Origin of the sequence: Streptomyces sp. NPDC006296, assembly GCF_040613235.1 — a bacterium.
Taxonomy (GTDB): Bacteria; Actinomycetota; Actinomycetes; order Streptomycetales; family Streptomycetaceae; genus Streptomyces.
This window is the reverse complement of the sequence record NZ_JBEXRT010000029.1, coordinates 22,833-37,393: the sequence shown is the minus strand read 5'-3', so window position 1 is coordinate 37,393 and position 14,561 is coordinate 22,833. Positions and strand designations below refer to the sequence as shown.

At 72.7% G+C, this 14,561-nt stretch carries 11 protein-coding genes; 3 read left to right on the top strand and 8 right to left on the bottom strand.

All coding sequences use genetic code 11. The features are described from left to right. Positions 1–82 precede the first annotated feature (82 nt). Positions 83–484, bottom strand: coding sequence for a PPOX class F420-dependent oxidoreductase (locus ABZ172_RS20555; protein WP_356885175.1), 402 nt, complete (start codon positions 482–484; stop codon positions 83–85). Between the two features lie 263 nt (positions 485–747). Between ABZ172_RS20555 and ABZ172_RS20550 the strand changes: the two genes are divergently transcribed. Then, positions 748–2,484, top strand: a complete 1,737-nt coding sequence (locus ABZ172_RS20550) for a SpoIIE family protein phosphatase (protein ID WP_356885174.1) — start codon at positions 748–750, stop codon at positions 2,482–2,484. Positions 2,485–2,552: 68 nt separating this feature from the next. Here ABZ172_RS20550 and serC read toward each other — a convergent pair whose 3' ends face one another. From serC to ABZ172_RS20515, 7 genes are all read right to left on the bottom strand, one after another. Further along, positions 2,553–3,671, bottom strand: coding sequence for a phosphoserine transaminase (gene serC / locus ABZ172_RS20545; RefSeq protein ID WP_356885173.1), 1,119 nt, complete (start codon positions 3,669–3,671; stop codon positions 2,553–2,555). 111 nt (positions 3,672–3,782) lie between these two features. Continuing rightward, on the bottom strand, positions 3,783–4,991 hold the full coding sequence (locus ABZ172_RS20540) for a cytochrome P450 (RefSeq protein ID WP_356885172.1): 1,209 nt from the start codon (positions 4,989–4,991) through the stop codon (positions 3,783–3,785). Then, positions 4,988–6,223 carry a cytochrome P450 gene (locus tag ABZ172_RS20535; protein ID WP_356885171.1) on the bottom strand — a complete coding sequence of 412 codons (1,236 nt, stop codon included), beginning with the start codon at positions 6,221–6,223 and terminating at the stop codon, positions 4,988–4,990. The genes ABZ172_RS20540 and ABZ172_RS20535 overlap by 4 nt, the downstream gene beginning before the upstream one ends. Next, positions 6,220–6,879 (bottom strand): ATP/GTP-binding protein, encoded by a 660-nt coding sequence (locus ABZ172_RS20530; RefSeq protein WP_356885170.1) that lies wholly within the window; start codon positions 6,877–6,879, stop codon positions 6,220–6,222. Before ABZ172_RS20530 ends, ABZ172_RS20535 begins: the two co-directional genes overlap by 4 nt. Further along, entirely contained in the window at positions 6,860–7,231 is a 372-nt protein-coding gene (locus ABZ172_RS20525) for a DUF742 domain-containing protein (protein ID WP_356885169.1), read from the bottom strand. Before ABZ172_RS20525 ends, ABZ172_RS20530 begins: the two co-directional genes overlap by 20 nt. Then, positions 7,228–7,659 carry a roadblock/LC7 domain-containing protein gene (locus ABZ172_RS20520; protein ID WP_356885168.1) on the bottom strand — a complete coding sequence of 144 codons (432 nt, stop codon included), beginning with the start codon at positions 7,657–7,659 and terminating at the stop codon, positions 7,228–7,230. Before ABZ172_RS20520 ends, ABZ172_RS20525 begins: the two co-directional genes overlap by 4 nt. After that, positions 7,656–9,200, bottom strand: coding sequence for an ATP-binding protein (locus tag ABZ172_RS20515; protein WP_356885167.1), 1,545 nt, complete (start codon positions 9,198–9,200; stop codon positions 7,656–7,658). The genes ABZ172_RS20520 and ABZ172_RS20515 overlap by 4 nt, the downstream gene beginning before the upstream one ends. 449 nt (positions 9,201–9,649) lie before the next feature. Here ABZ172_RS20515 and ABZ172_RS20510 point away from each other — a divergent pair, with 449 nt between their 5' ends. Beyond that, a complete protein-coding gene (locus ABZ172_RS20510; RefSeq protein ID WP_356885166.1) occupies positions 9,650–11,413 on the top strand; it encodes an LCP family protein in 1,764 nt (587 codons plus the stop codon). A 326-nt stretch (positions 11,414–11,739) separates the two neighbouring features. Beyond that, positions 11,740–14,517 (top strand): FAD-binding and (Fe-S)-binding domain-containing protein, encoded by a 2,778-nt coding sequence (locus ABZ172_RS20505; RefSeq protein ID WP_356885165.1) that lies wholly within the window; start codon positions 11,740–11,742, stop codon positions 14,515–14,517. Positions 14,518–14,561 lie beyond the last annotated feature (44 nt).

Below are 14,561 nucleotides of genomic sequence, written 5' to 3'. Positions count from 1 at the left end.
CGCCCCGGTGAGGCCCGGCGCGAGGCGCCGGTGAGGCCCGGCGTGCCGCGTGAGGCGCCGGTGAGGGCCGGTGTGTGCCGCGTCAGGCGTCGTCGAGGACCGGCCGCAGCTCGTAGTGGAGCGTGCGGTCCCGCCTCAGCCGGTGGGCGAGCGGCACGACCACCCCCTGGAGCGCCGGGTACTTCCGGGACATCGTGCGGGAGGCGTGGGTGTTCTCCTTCGAGCCCTCCGGCAGCAGCCGGGCCCAGGCCTTCACGGGTGGTCCCGTCGGTGCGCCCCGGACGGTGCACGGGGCGATCTCCACCACCGGGTGGTTGCGCATCCGGTCGACCTTCCAGGCCGAGGAGAACGTACGGACGTAGGCGTGGTCCCCCTCGACGGCGATGCTCACGGGGGTCCGGGCGTACGTGCCGTCCGGCCTGCGGCTGCTCAGCAGGACGGTGTACTGCCGCACGAACGGCTCCAGCTCATGGATCGTCTCCATGTGTTCCATGATGCGGCAGAAGGCGGCGGTACGAACGATCCGGCCGTACGCACGCTCCGGGCTTCCCGCATCCGCGGTACGCGGATTCCGGCTGGCCGACCGCCGGCCGACCAGCCGGAATCCGCGACGGGCCCGGTCCGGCGTCTCCCGTTCCACTTGGTAAATTCATATGTCATGGCATGATGATAATTGTCCTAGATATGCTCCAGGCGCGGTGTGAGAGTGCTGCGGCTCCCTGCCAGGCGAACGACGGAGGCCCCGGGGTGGGCGAACTCGGGAGGTTGGAGGCCCTGCGGCTCGCGGGGCTGTCAGCGGCGGCAGATCCCGGTATGGACCGGTTCGCCAGGCTGGTCTCCCGGCTGCTGCGCGTCCCGGTCTCGATGGTCTCGCTCCTGGAGGACGACCGGCAGGTCCTCCCCGGCCTGATCGGACTCGCCGAACCCTGGGCGACGCGGCGCGAGACCCCCCTGAGCCACTCCTTCTGTCAGCATGTCGTCGCCGACGGACTGCCTCTGATCCTGGACGACACCCGGCTGCATCCCCTCACCTGCGCCAGCCTCGCCGTCCCCGACCTCAAGGCGGTCGCCTACGCAGGCCTGCCGCTGACCGACGCCGACGGGCACGTGCTCGGCTCCCTCTGCGCCATCGACCACGAGCCCCGGGCGTGGACCGCGGACGAACTGCAGGACCTCGACGACCTCACCGCCGCCTGCTCCGCGGAACTGCGGATGAGGGTCGCCACCGAACTGATCCGCAGAGACCGCGACCACGCCGGCCTGCTGCTGCGCGCCTCGGTCGAGCTCGCTCACGCGGGTGATCTGACGGACCTCACCCGCCGCCTCCGCAACCTGTTCCGCGGACCCGCCGAGCCGTCCTTCGTGAGCCTGCTCCTCACGGACGCCCAGGGGCTGTGGCGTGTGCTCGACCCGGACGACGTGCGACCCGCGGAGACCGCCATCGACCGCTTGGCCCTGGACGCCGGCTTCCCCAGCGCCCGGGCCATGCGCGAACGGCGCACCGTCATGGTCCCGGACCACGGCGTGCTCGCGGCCCGTTACAGTCCCGAGGCCGTCGCCGAGTACGACTCGCTGGGACTCCGGTCATCCCTGAGTGTTCCACTGCTGGCGGGCCGAGGGGTGGTGACGTGGTGCTGGTCCCGTCCCCACGCCCCGGCGCTGACGGAGGAGGCGGTCCTCACCGCGGTAGCCGGGTACGTGAGCCAGGCGGTCGAGCGCACCAGGTTCGTGGCGAACCGCCTCAGCACCGCGGAACAGCTCCAGGCCTCCATGCTGACCGACCTGCCGACCGTGCCGGGCCTGGACATGGCCGCCCTGTACCTCCCGGCCACCGACCAGGACATGGTGGGCGGCGACTGGTACGACGCGTACTGGCTGCCGCCGCTCCCGGCCACGAAGCGACCCGCCCTGATGCTGTCCGTCGGCGACATCATCGGACACGACGTCCAGGCAGCCACGGTGATGGGCCAGGTCCGCAGCATGCTCCGTCAGGCCAGCCTCGACCACTCCGCGCACTCACCCGCCGCCGCGCTGGACGCGGTCGACCGTGCCCTGGACGTGCTGCCCCTGGGCCCCGGAGCCACCGCGATCCACGCCCGCCTCGACCCCGACGGCCGGCAGTGGCGGCTGACCTGGTGCAACGCCGGCCATCCACCGCCCCTGCTGCGGGCACCCGACGGCCGTGTCACGGTGCTGGACGAGCACGACCTGCTCCTCCTCGGCGCGCCGAACGGCCCCGCGCGGCACGATCACCTCCACGACCTGCCCTGCGGCAGTGTGCTCCTGCTGTACACCGACGGGCTGGTCGAGCGCCGCGGCCGCGACATCGACGCGTGTATCGGGGACACGGCCGCGGTACTCGCCGAACACGGCGGCAAGCCCCTCCCGCTGCTTCTCGACGTGCTTTCCCACGGGCTGAGGGACGTCTCGCAGCGGGATGACGTGGCGGTGCTCGTCATCCGTGCCGTCCGGGGCGGCGGGTGAGGAACGCTCCGGGCCGCGTGACGCCGGAACGGCCCCGCACACCGGGTGTGCGGGGCCGTTCCGGGACGTCAGAGCTTGTCGATCACGTAGTCGATGCAGGCGGTGAGCGCCTGCACGTCCGCCGGGTCGATCGCCGGGAACATCGCCACACGCAGCTGGTTGCGGCCCAGCTTGCGGTACGGCTCCGTGTCGACGACGCCGTTGGCGCGGAGCACCTTGGCGACGGCCGCCGCGTCGATGCCGTCCTCGAAGTCGATCGTGCCGATGACCTGCGAGCGCTTCGCCGGGTCGGTGACGAACGGGGTGGCGTGCTTGGACTCCTCGGCCCAGCCGTACAGGTGCTGCGAGGAGGCGGCCGTGCGGCCGGTCGTGAAGTCCAGACCGCCCTGGGAGTTCATCCACTTCAGCTGCTCGTTCAGCAGGAAGAGGGTGGCCAGCGCCGGGGTGTTGTACGTCTGGTTCTTCAGGGAGTTGTCGATCGCCGTGGGCAGCGAGAAGAACTCCGGGACGTGCCGGCCGGAGGCGTGGACACGCGCCGCGCGCTCCAGGGCCGCGGGGGAGAACACGCCGATCCACAGGCCGCCGTCGGAGGCGAAGGACTTCTGCGGGGCGAAGTAGTAGACGTCGGTCTCGGCGATGTCGACCGGCAGGCCGCCCGCACCGGAGGTGGCGTCCACCAGGACGAGGGAGCCCTCGTCGGCCCCCGCGACGCGCCGGACCGGTGCGGCGACACCCGTCGAGGTCTCGTTGTGCGTGAAGGCGTAGACGTCCACACCGGCCTCGGCCCGCGGGTCCGGGTGGGTGCCCGGGTCCGCGGCGATGACGGTCGGGTCGGCCAGCCACGGGGCGAGCTTGGCGGCCTTCGCGAACTTGGACGAGAACTCGCCGAAGTTCAGGTGCTGGGACTTGTTCTCGATCAGACCGTGCGTCGCGACGTCCCAGAAGGCGGTGGAGCCGCCGTTGCCCAGGATCACCTCGTACCCCTCGGGGAGGGAGAAGAGGTCGCGTACGCCGGCACGTACCTCGCCGACCAGATTCTTCACGGGAGCCTGGCGGTGGGACGTGCCGAGGAGAGAGGTGCCGGTCGCGGCCAGAGCGTCGACCGCCTCCGTCCGCACCTTGGAGGGCCCGGCGCCGAATCGTCCGTCGGCGGGCTTGAGGTCAGCGGGAATCTCGATGTCAGCCACGGTCCGGAGCGTAGTCCCTCACGACGGCGGCCGAGGACCCCGTCCGTCGGATGAGACACACGCTCCGGCCAACAAACGACCCCGCCGCGGCGAGCCGGAGCGCGTGCCGGATCAGCCCAGATCGACGGGCAGCGCGTGCAGGTCGTTCTGCGTCACGATCGGCTTGTTCCGCAGGTCGGAGGCGGGAACGGCGAGGTCCAGACCGGGGAAGCGCTCGTACAGCGCGGGGAGGGCGATCCCCGCCTCCAGACGGGACAGCGCGGCCCCCGGGCAGACATGTGGACCATGGCCGAAAGCGATATGACGGTTCGGGGTGCGGGTGACGTCGAACTCACCCGCCGTCGGGCCGTACTGCCGCTCGTCGCGGCCCAGCGCCCCGAAGGAGACGATCAGCGCCTCGCCCTTCGGCAGCACCCGGTCACCGACCTCGATGTCCTCGGTCGCGAAGCGGATCAGGACGTGCGTGGTCGGGGTGTTCCAGCGCAGCGTCTCCTCGATCACGTTCTCCCACGGCACCTCGCCGCTCAGCACGCGCCCGCGCTGCTCCGGGTGGGTCTGGAGCGCCTCGACGACATTGACGACCAGGCTGATCGTGGTCTCGTGACCGGCCGCGATGATCAGCTGGAGGGTGTTGACGATCTCCTCGTCGGTGAGGTGGTCGCCGTCCTCGGACGCCGCGATCAGGGCGCTGGTCAGGTCGTCGCCCGGCGCCGCCCGCTTGGCGTCGACGATCTTCGTGAAGAGGACGCCGAGGTCCGCCATCATCTGCGGGACCTCCTCCGGCGGGGTCTGCGTCGAGAAGAACTTCTCGAACAGCTCCTTCAGCCGGGGGTGGTCGGCCGCGTCCACGCCCATCAGCTCGCTGATGACGTTCATCGGCAGCGGATAGGCGAACTCCGCCTTCAGGTCCACCGCCTCGCCCCGGGGCAGCGCCGCGAGCCGGTCCAGGGAGGCGTTCGTCAGGGCCTCGATGCCGGACCGCAGCCTCTCCACCCGCTTCACCGTCAGGGCCTGGGCGACGAGGGCGCGCAGCCGGCGGTGGTCGGCGCCGTCCACCGTCAGCATGGAACGGCCCGGGTTGACGAGGCCGATCAGCGGCCAGTCGCTCGGGATCTCGCCGCGCCGCCAGGCGTTCCAGACCTCGATGTCCTTGACCACACGGCTGTCGGTGAGCAGCTGCCGGGCCTCGGCGTGATGCGTCACCGCGTAGCAGTGCACCCCGCCGGGGAGCTCCACCTCGGCCAGCGGGCCGGCGGCGCGCAGCGCGGCGCTCTCGGCGTCGAGGTCGGTGACGAGGGGATCGAGGGCGATCCGGGTCATTTCTGGCCTCCGAGTGCGGGAGTGGGCGTGAAGTGCACCGGCAGGTCCGTCAGTCCGGCCAGCCAGGGGGACGGGCGCCGGGTCAGCCGGTCCTCGGGGACGTCGAGGTCGAGGTCCGGGAGCCGGTCCAGGAGCACCTCGATCCCCGTGCGGGAGATGACCTCGGCGGTCTCCTGGGCCGGGAACGGGCAGCGGTGCTCGCCGTGGCCGAAGGAGAGGAAGGCGTTGTTGCCGCCGGTCAGGGTGGAACCGTCGGTGCGCACCTGCGGGTCGCCGTTCGCGGCGGCGATGCCGAGGAGCAGCATGTCACCCGCCCGGATGTGGCGGCCGCCCAGGTGGGTGTCGCGGGAGGCCCAGCGGCCGGCCACGTTCTGCGTCGGGGTGTCCTCCCAGAGGACCTCGTTCATCGCCTCGGCGACGCTGTGCCGGCCGCCGGAGAGCGAGGCGGCGAACCGGTCGTCGGTCAGCATCAGCCGCAGCGAGTTGCCGATCCAGTCCGCGCTGGGCTGGTGGCCGGCCGCCATCATGACCATGAGGTCCTCGGCGACCTCCTCGTCGGTGAAGCCGCCGGGGTCGTTCAGCATCCGGGTCGCGACGTCGTCGCCGGGCTCGGCGTGCTTGTCGGCCAGCAGCTGGTACATGGCCCCGCCGAGGTGCTGTTGGCCCTCCAGGGCCCGCTCGCCGCCGTTGATCAGGTCGTTGAGGGCGGCCACGAGCGGACCGCCGATCTCGTCGCTGAAGCCGTAGAGCTTGGCCAGCACACGGGCGGGCAGCCGCATCGCGTACGCGGCGATGATGTCGGTCCGTCCGGCCGCGCAGAACTCGTCGATGAGGCTGTCCGCGAACTCCTCCGCGTACCCCTTCAGCAGGAACGGGTCGACGGCCTCCAGCGCGTTGCTGATCATCGCCGCGCGGACGGTGTGCCGTTCACCGACGGTGTAGAGGATCGACGCCTGTTTCCTGCCGATCATCGGCCGCAGCGGCCAGTCCTCGGGGATGTTGTCCCACTGGTTCCACAGCTCCGAGTCCCGGCTGTAGAGCACGGGGTCGCTGGTCACCTGGTGCAGCTCGCGGTAGCCGACGATCAGCCAGGCGGGCACGCCCCCGTCGAGCACGACGGGGGCCACCGCGCCGTGGTCGCGGCGCATGTCCCGGTACAGCCGCAGGGGATCGTCCTGGAATCGCGGTCCGGACAGCGGGACGGAACCGTGGGGCACGGGGCACTGGGTCACGGTGTGGGCTCCGGGGTCTTCGCGGCCGCCGGCGCGGAGCTGTCCGCCAGGGCGGCGTCCGCGCCCTTCTGCCGGGCGACGGAGAGGGCGTGAAGGTGCTCGACCAGCGTGATCAGGACGTACTTGCTGGACGAGCGGTCCCGGGCGTCGCACTCCACGAGCGGGACGTCGGGGGACAGGTCGAGGGCCTCGCGGATCTGCTGCTCCGTGTGGAGCGGGCCGCCGAAGTCGTTGCACGCGACGATGAACGGCGTGCCGTGGTGCTCCAGGCGGTCGATCGCGTACCAGGAGTCGGCGAGCCGCCGGGTGTCGACGAGGACGACGGCGCCCAGCGTGCCGGAGAACAGGCGGTCCCACAGGAACCAGAAGCGCTCCTGCCCGGGCGCGCCGAAGAGGTAGAGGACCGAGCGCGCGTCGAGGGTGATGCGGCCGAAGTCGAAGGCGACCGTGGTGGACGTCTTGGAGTGCACGCCGTCGAGGTCGTCGACGGCCTCGCCCGCGCGGGTCATGGTCTCCTCCGTGTTGAGCGGGCGTATCTCGCTCACGGATCGGACCATGGTGGTCTTGCCGACCCCGAAGCCGCCGACGACGACGATCTTCAGTCCGTTGTCGGCCGTGGCCTGCAGGGCGGCACGGTCAGAGGTTGCGGAGTCCAACGAGCACCTGTTCCAGGGTGTCGGTGTCGGGGAGCCGGTCCGCGACACGTGCAGTACGGGGGTGACGGGCGCTGATCCGGCCGGTGTCGAGCAGGTCGCACAGCATGATGCGGACGATGCCGACCGGCAGGTTCAGCGTGGCCGAGATCTCGACGACCGCGGTGGGGCTGTCGCACATCCGCAGGATCGCGACGTGCTCCGACTGCATCCCGGGGTTCGGGTCGCACTCGGCGACGACGAGGGTCACCAGGTCGAACGCCGCCGAACCGGACCGGCTGCGGCCCCCCGTGAGGGTGTACAGCCGGTCCGGGTCGTCGTCGCGTCCGGGCCGGGGGCGCGGTACGGACGTCATGCGTCCGCGGATTCCGTGGCCGGGGCCGCCGTGCCGCGCGGCGGGGCGACGAGGTACTCGCCCAGCTGCTCGACGAGTTCGCTCATGTTGTGACCGACCAGGCCGACGTCGGAGTCCTCCGCCGCCACGACCGCGAGGTGGGCGCCCGCCCCCGCCTCCACGATGAACAGCACACCGCCGTAGAACTCGGTCATCGCGGACCGTACGCCGCCGCTGCCGTCACCGAACTCGATGGACGCGCCGTGCGACAGGCTCTGGATGCCCGCGGCGATCGCCGCCAGCTGGTCGGCCTGGTCGACGGTCAGTTCGGGGGTGCGGCACAGCTTCAGACCGTCCCGGGACAGGACAAGGGCGTGCCGGGCACCGGGCGTGCGGTCGAGCAGCCCCTCCAGCAGCCAGTTCAGCTTCTCGTCGGTGGTCGCGCTCATCGAGTGTTGCCTTCCGGGTGCGGGGAATTGGCTCGTACCGCCTGGCTGAAGGTGCTGAAGCGGGCGGCCTGGACCTTCGGGTCGGTGGAACGGGGCCGGGGGGACTCGGCTTCGTCGGACGCGTCCTTGCCGGTACGGGCTTCGGCGGCGGCCAGGGTACGGCCGCGGCGCCGCTTGGGCAGACCGCTCTCGCCGAACTGCGGGACGCTGCCGGTGGACTCGGACGCCGACTCCGAGGCCGACGCCGCCGCCGACTCCGGCTTCGCGGAGGGGGCGTCCGGCCGGGAACCGGCGTCCGCGCGGGGCGCGGGGCGGGCGTCCGCCGCCGCGGGTCGTGCGTGCGCCGCGGCCGTGCCCGGCGTGGTGTGGTCCGGCTCGGGCTCGGGGCGCCGCGCGGCGGGCTCCGGGGACGGGGCGGGCGTACGGGAGATGAGCTCCTGCGGCAGCATCATCAGGGCGCCGGTGCCGCCGCGCGCCGAGGGCCGGAAGGAGACGGTGAGGCCGTGCTTCCTGGCCAGCCGGCCGACGACGGCGAGACCGAGCCGGGTGCCGGAGACACCGGTCAGCCCCTCGTTCTCGGCGGACACGGCCCGCTCGGCGCGGCGCAGCTGCACCTCGCTCATCACGAGGCCGCTGTCCTCGACGGTGACCACGATGCCCGCCGGGACCTCCTCGACGTACACGTGCACCTCGGCGGTGGGCGGCGAGAAGTTGGCGGCGTTGTCGAGGAGTTCCGCCAGGGCGTGCATGACGCCCTCGGCGGCGTGCCCCGCGATCGCCACGTCGCTGGTCGAGTGCAGCCGGATGCGCTGGTAGCCGCCGATCCGGCCCATCGCTCCGCGCAGGATCGACTCCATCACGATCGGCTTGGACCAGCGGCGTCCGGAGCGCGCCCCGGTCAGCACGGCGATGGAGTCGGCGAGCCGGCCGCCCTGGGCCGTGCGGTGGTCCAGGTGCAGGAGGTCCCCGAGGACGTCCTCGGCGGTGTGCCGGTGCTCCATCTCCCGCAGGTCGGCCAGCATGCCGGTGGACAGGGCCTGCATCCGGCCGGCCGCGTTGGCGCAGGCGGCGACGGCCGCGGCGCGCTCGTTCTCGGCCCGCCGGGCGCGGGCGGTCAGCCGGACCGTCTCCGCGGTGAGGCGCTCGTGCTGCTCGGCGGCCTCGACGGTGACCCGGGCGACCCGGTCGTCGGCCTCCGCGGTCACCCGGGCCGCCTCGGCGGACGCCGCCGCTCTGAAGCGGGCGGTCTCCGCGGTGAAGCGCTGCGCCTCGGCGGCGGAGGCCGAGACGAGGCGGGAGGTCTCGGCGGTGAAGCGCTCGGAGTCGGCGGCCCGCAGGGCGCGCAGCCGGCGGGCGGTGGCGAGGGTGTGGACGGCGACGGCCACCGCGACGCACACGACCACCGCGGCACCCCCCGCCCCCCAGATGAGCGGAGTCCGTACCGAGGCGGGTGCGGCGGTGACCGCCCACAGGCACAGGGCACCGGTGACGGCTGCCGAGATCAGCAGGGCGAGTGCGGTCGGCCGGATTGAAGAGCGCAATCGGAGTCCTCGGGGCGGACGGTGCGGAGGGAAGGGCTGGTGAGACCAGAGGAACAACCGGGACATTCCGGTGTGGTGACGGTGAAAGACCCACAACTGGACCCGATTGATCCTGATCAAGCCACGGCAACTATAGGAGAATTGGCGTCTTGTTTGGGGATTCCTTGTGGCTACTTCTGTTTGAAATCTCGCGTGAAGTGACTCGATCGAGGTCGCGCGCGTCCCGGGGCCCGGATTCGCGGGCGATTTGCGAGGGTCGGTGGCGGCAAATGTAAAGTTATGTCCTTTGTGTGGTGCTTGATTTGTCACGATCGTCGCTTGCAGGCCGGTGGCCAGCTAATGTGAGCGCTCCGGTGCAGTCGGCCTTCGAGGCCGGCACCGCCGTAAGACACACCGCGCGCCTTGAAGGGGGAGGCGCCGCGTGGCCCCGACGGAGGACGCAGGCAACCGTGGACGCGCAAGGCCGTGGGCGGGACGAGGGAATCGACCCCGCAGACCAGTGGGTACTCAACCCCGACACCGGTGATTACGAACTGCGACTGACCCCCTCCTCAGGGCGATCATCCGCATCCGTCGGTGCGACCGACACCAGAGCCCCCGGACAGCGCCGGCGGTCCAAGCCACAGGCGCAGGCCCAGCCGTCCGCCGACCGCGCCTCCGTGCCCGGACAGCGGAGCGGCCGCCGGGCCGCCGGCCGCGGCGACCGGGACGAGGCGCGCCGGCCGGGAAGCCGCGCCGCCGCGCCGGCCGCCGGGCGCCGCAAGGCCAAGCCCCGGAAGTCGGGCAAGAAGAAGGCCCTGGTGTGGACCGGCGGTGTGCTCGCCTTCCTGCTGGTGGGCGTCGGCACCACGGGCTACTTCCTGTACGAGCACTTCAACGGCAACATCACCGCCATCTCCACCGACGGCGCCGGTACCGGCGGTTTCAGCAAGGACCGCGCGATCAACGTCCTGGTGATCGGGACCGACAAGCGCACCGGTGAGGGCAACGAGGGCTACGGCGACGCGGGCAGCGTCGGACACGCCGACACCAACATCCTCTTCCACGTCTCCAAGGACCGTACGAACGCGACCGCCCTGAGCATCCCGCGCGACCTGATAACGGATGTCCCGGACTGCCCGACGCGTCTGGAGAACGGCGAGACGAAGGACATCCCGGGGACGACCGGCGGGCGCTTCAACGCCAGCCTCGGGCAGTCCGACCGCACCCCCAGCTGCACCATGCGGACGGTCACCGAGCTCACCGGGATGAAGGTCGACCACTTCATGGTGGCCGACTTCAACGCGGTCAAGTCCCTGACGACCGCCGTGGGAGGCGTGGACGTCTGCCTCGCCAAGGACATCGACGACAAGGACTCCCACCTCAAGCTCTCCCAGGGGGAGCACACCATCGAGGGCGAGCAGGCCCTGTCCTTCCTGCGCACCCGGCACTCCGTCGGATTCGGCAGCGACCTGAGCCGCATCGAGATCCAGCAGCAGTTCCTGGCCTCCCTGATGCGCAAGCTGAAGTCCAACGACACGCTGACCAGCCCCAGCAAGATGCTGTCGCTCGCGGAGGCGGCGACCAACGCCCTCACCGTCGACGACAAGATCGCCGACATCAACCAGCTCCGCAAGCTCGGCATGGAGCTGGCCTCGGTCGACCCGAAGAACATCACCTTCACGACGGTCCCCGTGCTGGACAACCCGGACGACAAGGCCACCGTCATCCTCGACAAGTCCAAGGCGCCGCAGGTCTTCTCGATGATGCGCGAGGACGTCTCCTTCACCGCGGTGAAGAAGAAGGAGAAGGCCGCGGAGAAGGCCGCGGAGGCCGCGAAGCTGAAGGGCGAGATGGCCGCCGCCGCGGACGTGCGGGTCGACGTCTTCAACGGCGGCGCCCCCGCAGGCTCCGCGCAGAACGCCCTGGACTGGCTGCAGAACGAAGAGGGCGTGCTGAAGTCCACGAACCAGGCCAACGCGCCGGAGAACGTGAAGAAGACCCAGCTCGTCTACGCCCCCAACCAGGCCGACCAGGCCCGCCGGCTGGCCGACCTGATGGGCATGTCCGCCTCGGCCCTCAAGCCGACGACCACGGACGCGGGCGACATGGAGCCCATGGTGCTGACCCTGGGACCGGACTTCACCGAGGCGGGCAGCCCGCTCTCCGCCCCGGAGAAGGCACCCGACGAGATCCAGCGCGTGGAGGCCGACAAGGCGGTCTGCGCGAAGTAGCCCGTACGGGGGCCGGTCCGGGGCCACCGTGTGGCGCCGGTCCGGTCCGGGTCCGTGACGTCGCCCGGAGGCCGGGGCCGGTCCGGGGCCACCCTCGTGGTGCCGGTCCGGTCCGGGGGCGGTTCGCTGGTTCCGGCCGTCTCCGGTGTCGGTCCGGTCCGGGCCTGTTCGCTGGTTCCGGCGTTTCTCCCGTGCCGGTCCGGTCCGGGGCCGTCACGTCGCCCGGAGGCCGGCCCGGTCCGCACCGGCACCCGCCACGGCGTTCGCACCGGGTCCGCCCGGCGTTCCGGGGCCCTCTCCGCCTCCGGGACCGGCATGCTGGGGCCATGTCCGCCACCGATCTCGTCCGAGCCCTGTCCCAGGCCGTCCGCGGTGACGTGCGGTCCGACGCGACCGCGCGGGCGCTGACGACCATGGACGCGTCCAACTACCGCCGCGTCCCGCAGGCGGTCGTGGCCCCCCGCGACGCGGCCGACGTCGCGGAGACGCTCCGGATCTGCCGGGAGCACGCCACCCCCGTCGTGCCCCGCGGTGCCGGCACCTCCATCGCCGGTCAGGCCACCGGTACCGGCGTCGTCCTGGACTTCACCCGCCACATGCGGCGCGTCGTCGAGCTGGACCCCGGGTCCCGTACCGCCGTCGTCGAGCCCGGCGTCGTCCTGGACGACCTGCGCGCCGCCGCCGCCCCGCACGGGCTGACGTTCGGCCCCGACCCGTCCACCCACAGCCGCTGCACCCTCGGCGGCATGATCGGCAACAACTCCTGCGGCTCCCACTCCGTCGCCTGGGGCACCACCGCCGACAACCTCCGCAGCCTGCGCGTCCTCCGCTACGGCGGCGGCGAGGCCCTGCACGTCGGGCGCGGACGGCCCGACGCGCCGCCCGGCGTGCACGGTTTCGCCGCCGGCCACCTCGCCCTGCTGCGCACCGGCTTCCCCGAACTCCCGCGCCGCATCTCCGGATACGCCCTGGACGCGCTGCTCCCCGAGAACGGCCCCGACCACGCCCGCGCCCTCTGCGGCAGCGAGGGGACGCTCGCCGTGGTCACCGAGGCGACCGTCCGCCTCGTCGAGACACCCCGCGCCCGGGCGCTCGCCGTCCTCGGCTACACCGACGAGGCGGCAGCCGCCGAAGCCGCCCCCGGCCTCCTCCCGTACGGCCCGCTGACCGTCGAGGGCATGGCCGCCGACCTGGTGCGCGAACCGGCCGGCCTGCCGCGCGGGGCCGCCTGGCTGTTCGTGGAGACGGGCGGCGCCACCCCCGCCGAGGCCCGCGACCGTGCGACGCGCGTGCTGCGCGCGGCCGACGCCCTGGACGGCACCGTCGTCACCGACCCCGCCGGGATGCGCACCCTGTGGCGCGTCCGCGAGGACGCCGCGGGGACCGCGACCCGGATGCCGGACGGCACCGAGGCCTGGCCCGGCTGGGAGGACTGCGCCGTACCGCCCGCCCGGCTCGGCGCCTACCTGCGCGACTTCCGGGCACTGCTCGCCGGACACGGCCTGCGCGGCACCCCGTACGGGCACTTCGGCGACGGCTGCATCCATGTGCGCATCGACTTCGACCTGCTGACCGCACCCGGTGTGGCCCGCTTCCGACGCTTCTCCGAGGACCAGGCCGCCCTCGTCGTCGCGCACGGCGGATCCCTGAGCGGCGAACACGGCGACGGGCAGGCCAGGGCCGAACTGCTGCCCCGGATGTACGGCGACGACCTGGTGCGCCTGTTCACCGGCTTCAAGGACCTCTGGGACCCCGACGGCGGACTGAACCCCGGCATCCTCGCCCGCCCCGCCCGCCTCGACGAGAACCTCCGCTTCGCGGTGCTGCCCCGGCGCCCGGTGGACGTGGCCTTCGGATACCCGCACGACGGCGGTGACTTCGCGGCCGCCGTGCGCCGCTGCGTCGGAGTCGCCAAGTGCCGTACGGCGGCGCCGGGACCGGACGTCATGTGCCCCTCCTTCCGGGCGACCGGCGAGGAGGCCCACTCCACCCGGGGCCGCGCCCGGCTGCTCCACGAGATGCTGGCCGGCGAGGTGATCACCGACGGCTGGCGGTCCACGGAGGTGCGCGACGCGCTCGACCTGTGCCTGTCCTGCAAGGGCTGCCGCACCGACTGCCCGGTCGGGGTCGACATGGCCACGTACAAGGCCGAGTTCCTCCAGCAGCACTACCGGAACCGGCTGCGTCCGGTCTCCCACTACGCGATGGGCGGCCTGCCGCGCCTGCTGCGCCTCACGGCCCCCGTGGCGGGTGTGCTCAACGCGCTGGCACGGATCGGGCCGCTCGCCGCCCTCGCGCGGCGGCTCGGCGGCATCGATCCGCGCCGCCCGCTCCCGCTCCCGGTGCCGGCCCGGCGGACGTTCCGGTCCTGGGTCCGCGCCCGCCGGGCACCGGCGGCGGGGGAGACGGTGATCCTCTGGCCCGACACCTTCACCGACCACTTCTCCCCGGAGGCCGGCCGCGCGGCCGTGCGGGTCCTGGAATCGGCGGGACGGACACCGGTGCTGCCCCGCCGGCACGTCTGCTGCGGCCTCACCCAGGTCTCGACCGGCCGGCTCGACGCGGCCCGGGCCGTCATGCGCCGCACCCTGGACCGGATGGGCCCGGACCGCGGCGGCCCGGTCGTCGTCCTGGAACCGAGCTGCGCCGCCACCCTGCGCACGGACCTGCCCGAACTCCTCCCCGACGACCCGCGCGCGGCCCGGCTCGCCGCCTCCGTGCGCACCCTGGCCCAGTACCTGGAGGAGTACGCCCCCGACTGGACCCCGCCCCGGCTGGACCGCCGCGTCGCGGGCCAGACCCACTGCCACCAGCACGCGGTGCTCGGCGACGCGGCCGAACGGCGGCTCCGCGAGAGGGCCGGCCTGACCGGTGAACTGAGCGGCGGCTGCTGCGGCCTGGCGGGCAACTTCGGCTTCGAGAAGGGCCACTGGGACGTCTCGGTGGCCTGCGCCGAGGACCAGCTGCTCCCGGCCGTGCGTCAGGCGGGCCCCGGCACGGAGCTGCTGGCCGACGGCTTCTCCTGCCGCACCCAGCTGGACCAGCTGGCGGGGCGGCGGGCCCGGCACCTCGCCGAGGTGCTGGCGGAAGGACTGGACGGCTAGGGGCGCGGGCCCGCCGGGGCACGGGAGCCCACCGCGGCGCGCGC

What these genes read in the sequence shown, in the direction of transcription:
- ABZ172_RS20555 (WP_356885175.1), bottom strand. Translation starts at nt 484, where the DNA reads ATGGAGACGATCCATGAGCTGGAGCCGTTCGTGCGGCAGTACACCGTC.
- ABZ172_RS20540 (WP_356885172.1), bottom strand. Translation starts at nt 4,991, where the DNA reads ATGACCCGGATCGCCCTCGATCCCCTCGTCACCGACCTCGACGCCGAG.
- ABZ172_RS20525 (WP_356885169.1), bottom strand. Translation starts at nt 7,231, where the DNA reads ATGACGTCCGTACCGCGCCCCCGGCCCGGACGCGACGACGACCCGGAC.
- ABZ172_RS20520 (WP_356885168.1), bottom strand. Translation starts at nt 7,659, where the DNA reads ATGAGCGCGACCACCGACGAGAAGCTGAACTGGCTGCTGGAGGGGCTG.
- ABZ172_RS20505 (WP_356885165.1), top strand. Translation starts at nt 11,740, where the DNA reads ATGTCCGCCACCGATCTCGTCCGAGCCCTGTCCCAGGCCGTCCGCGGT.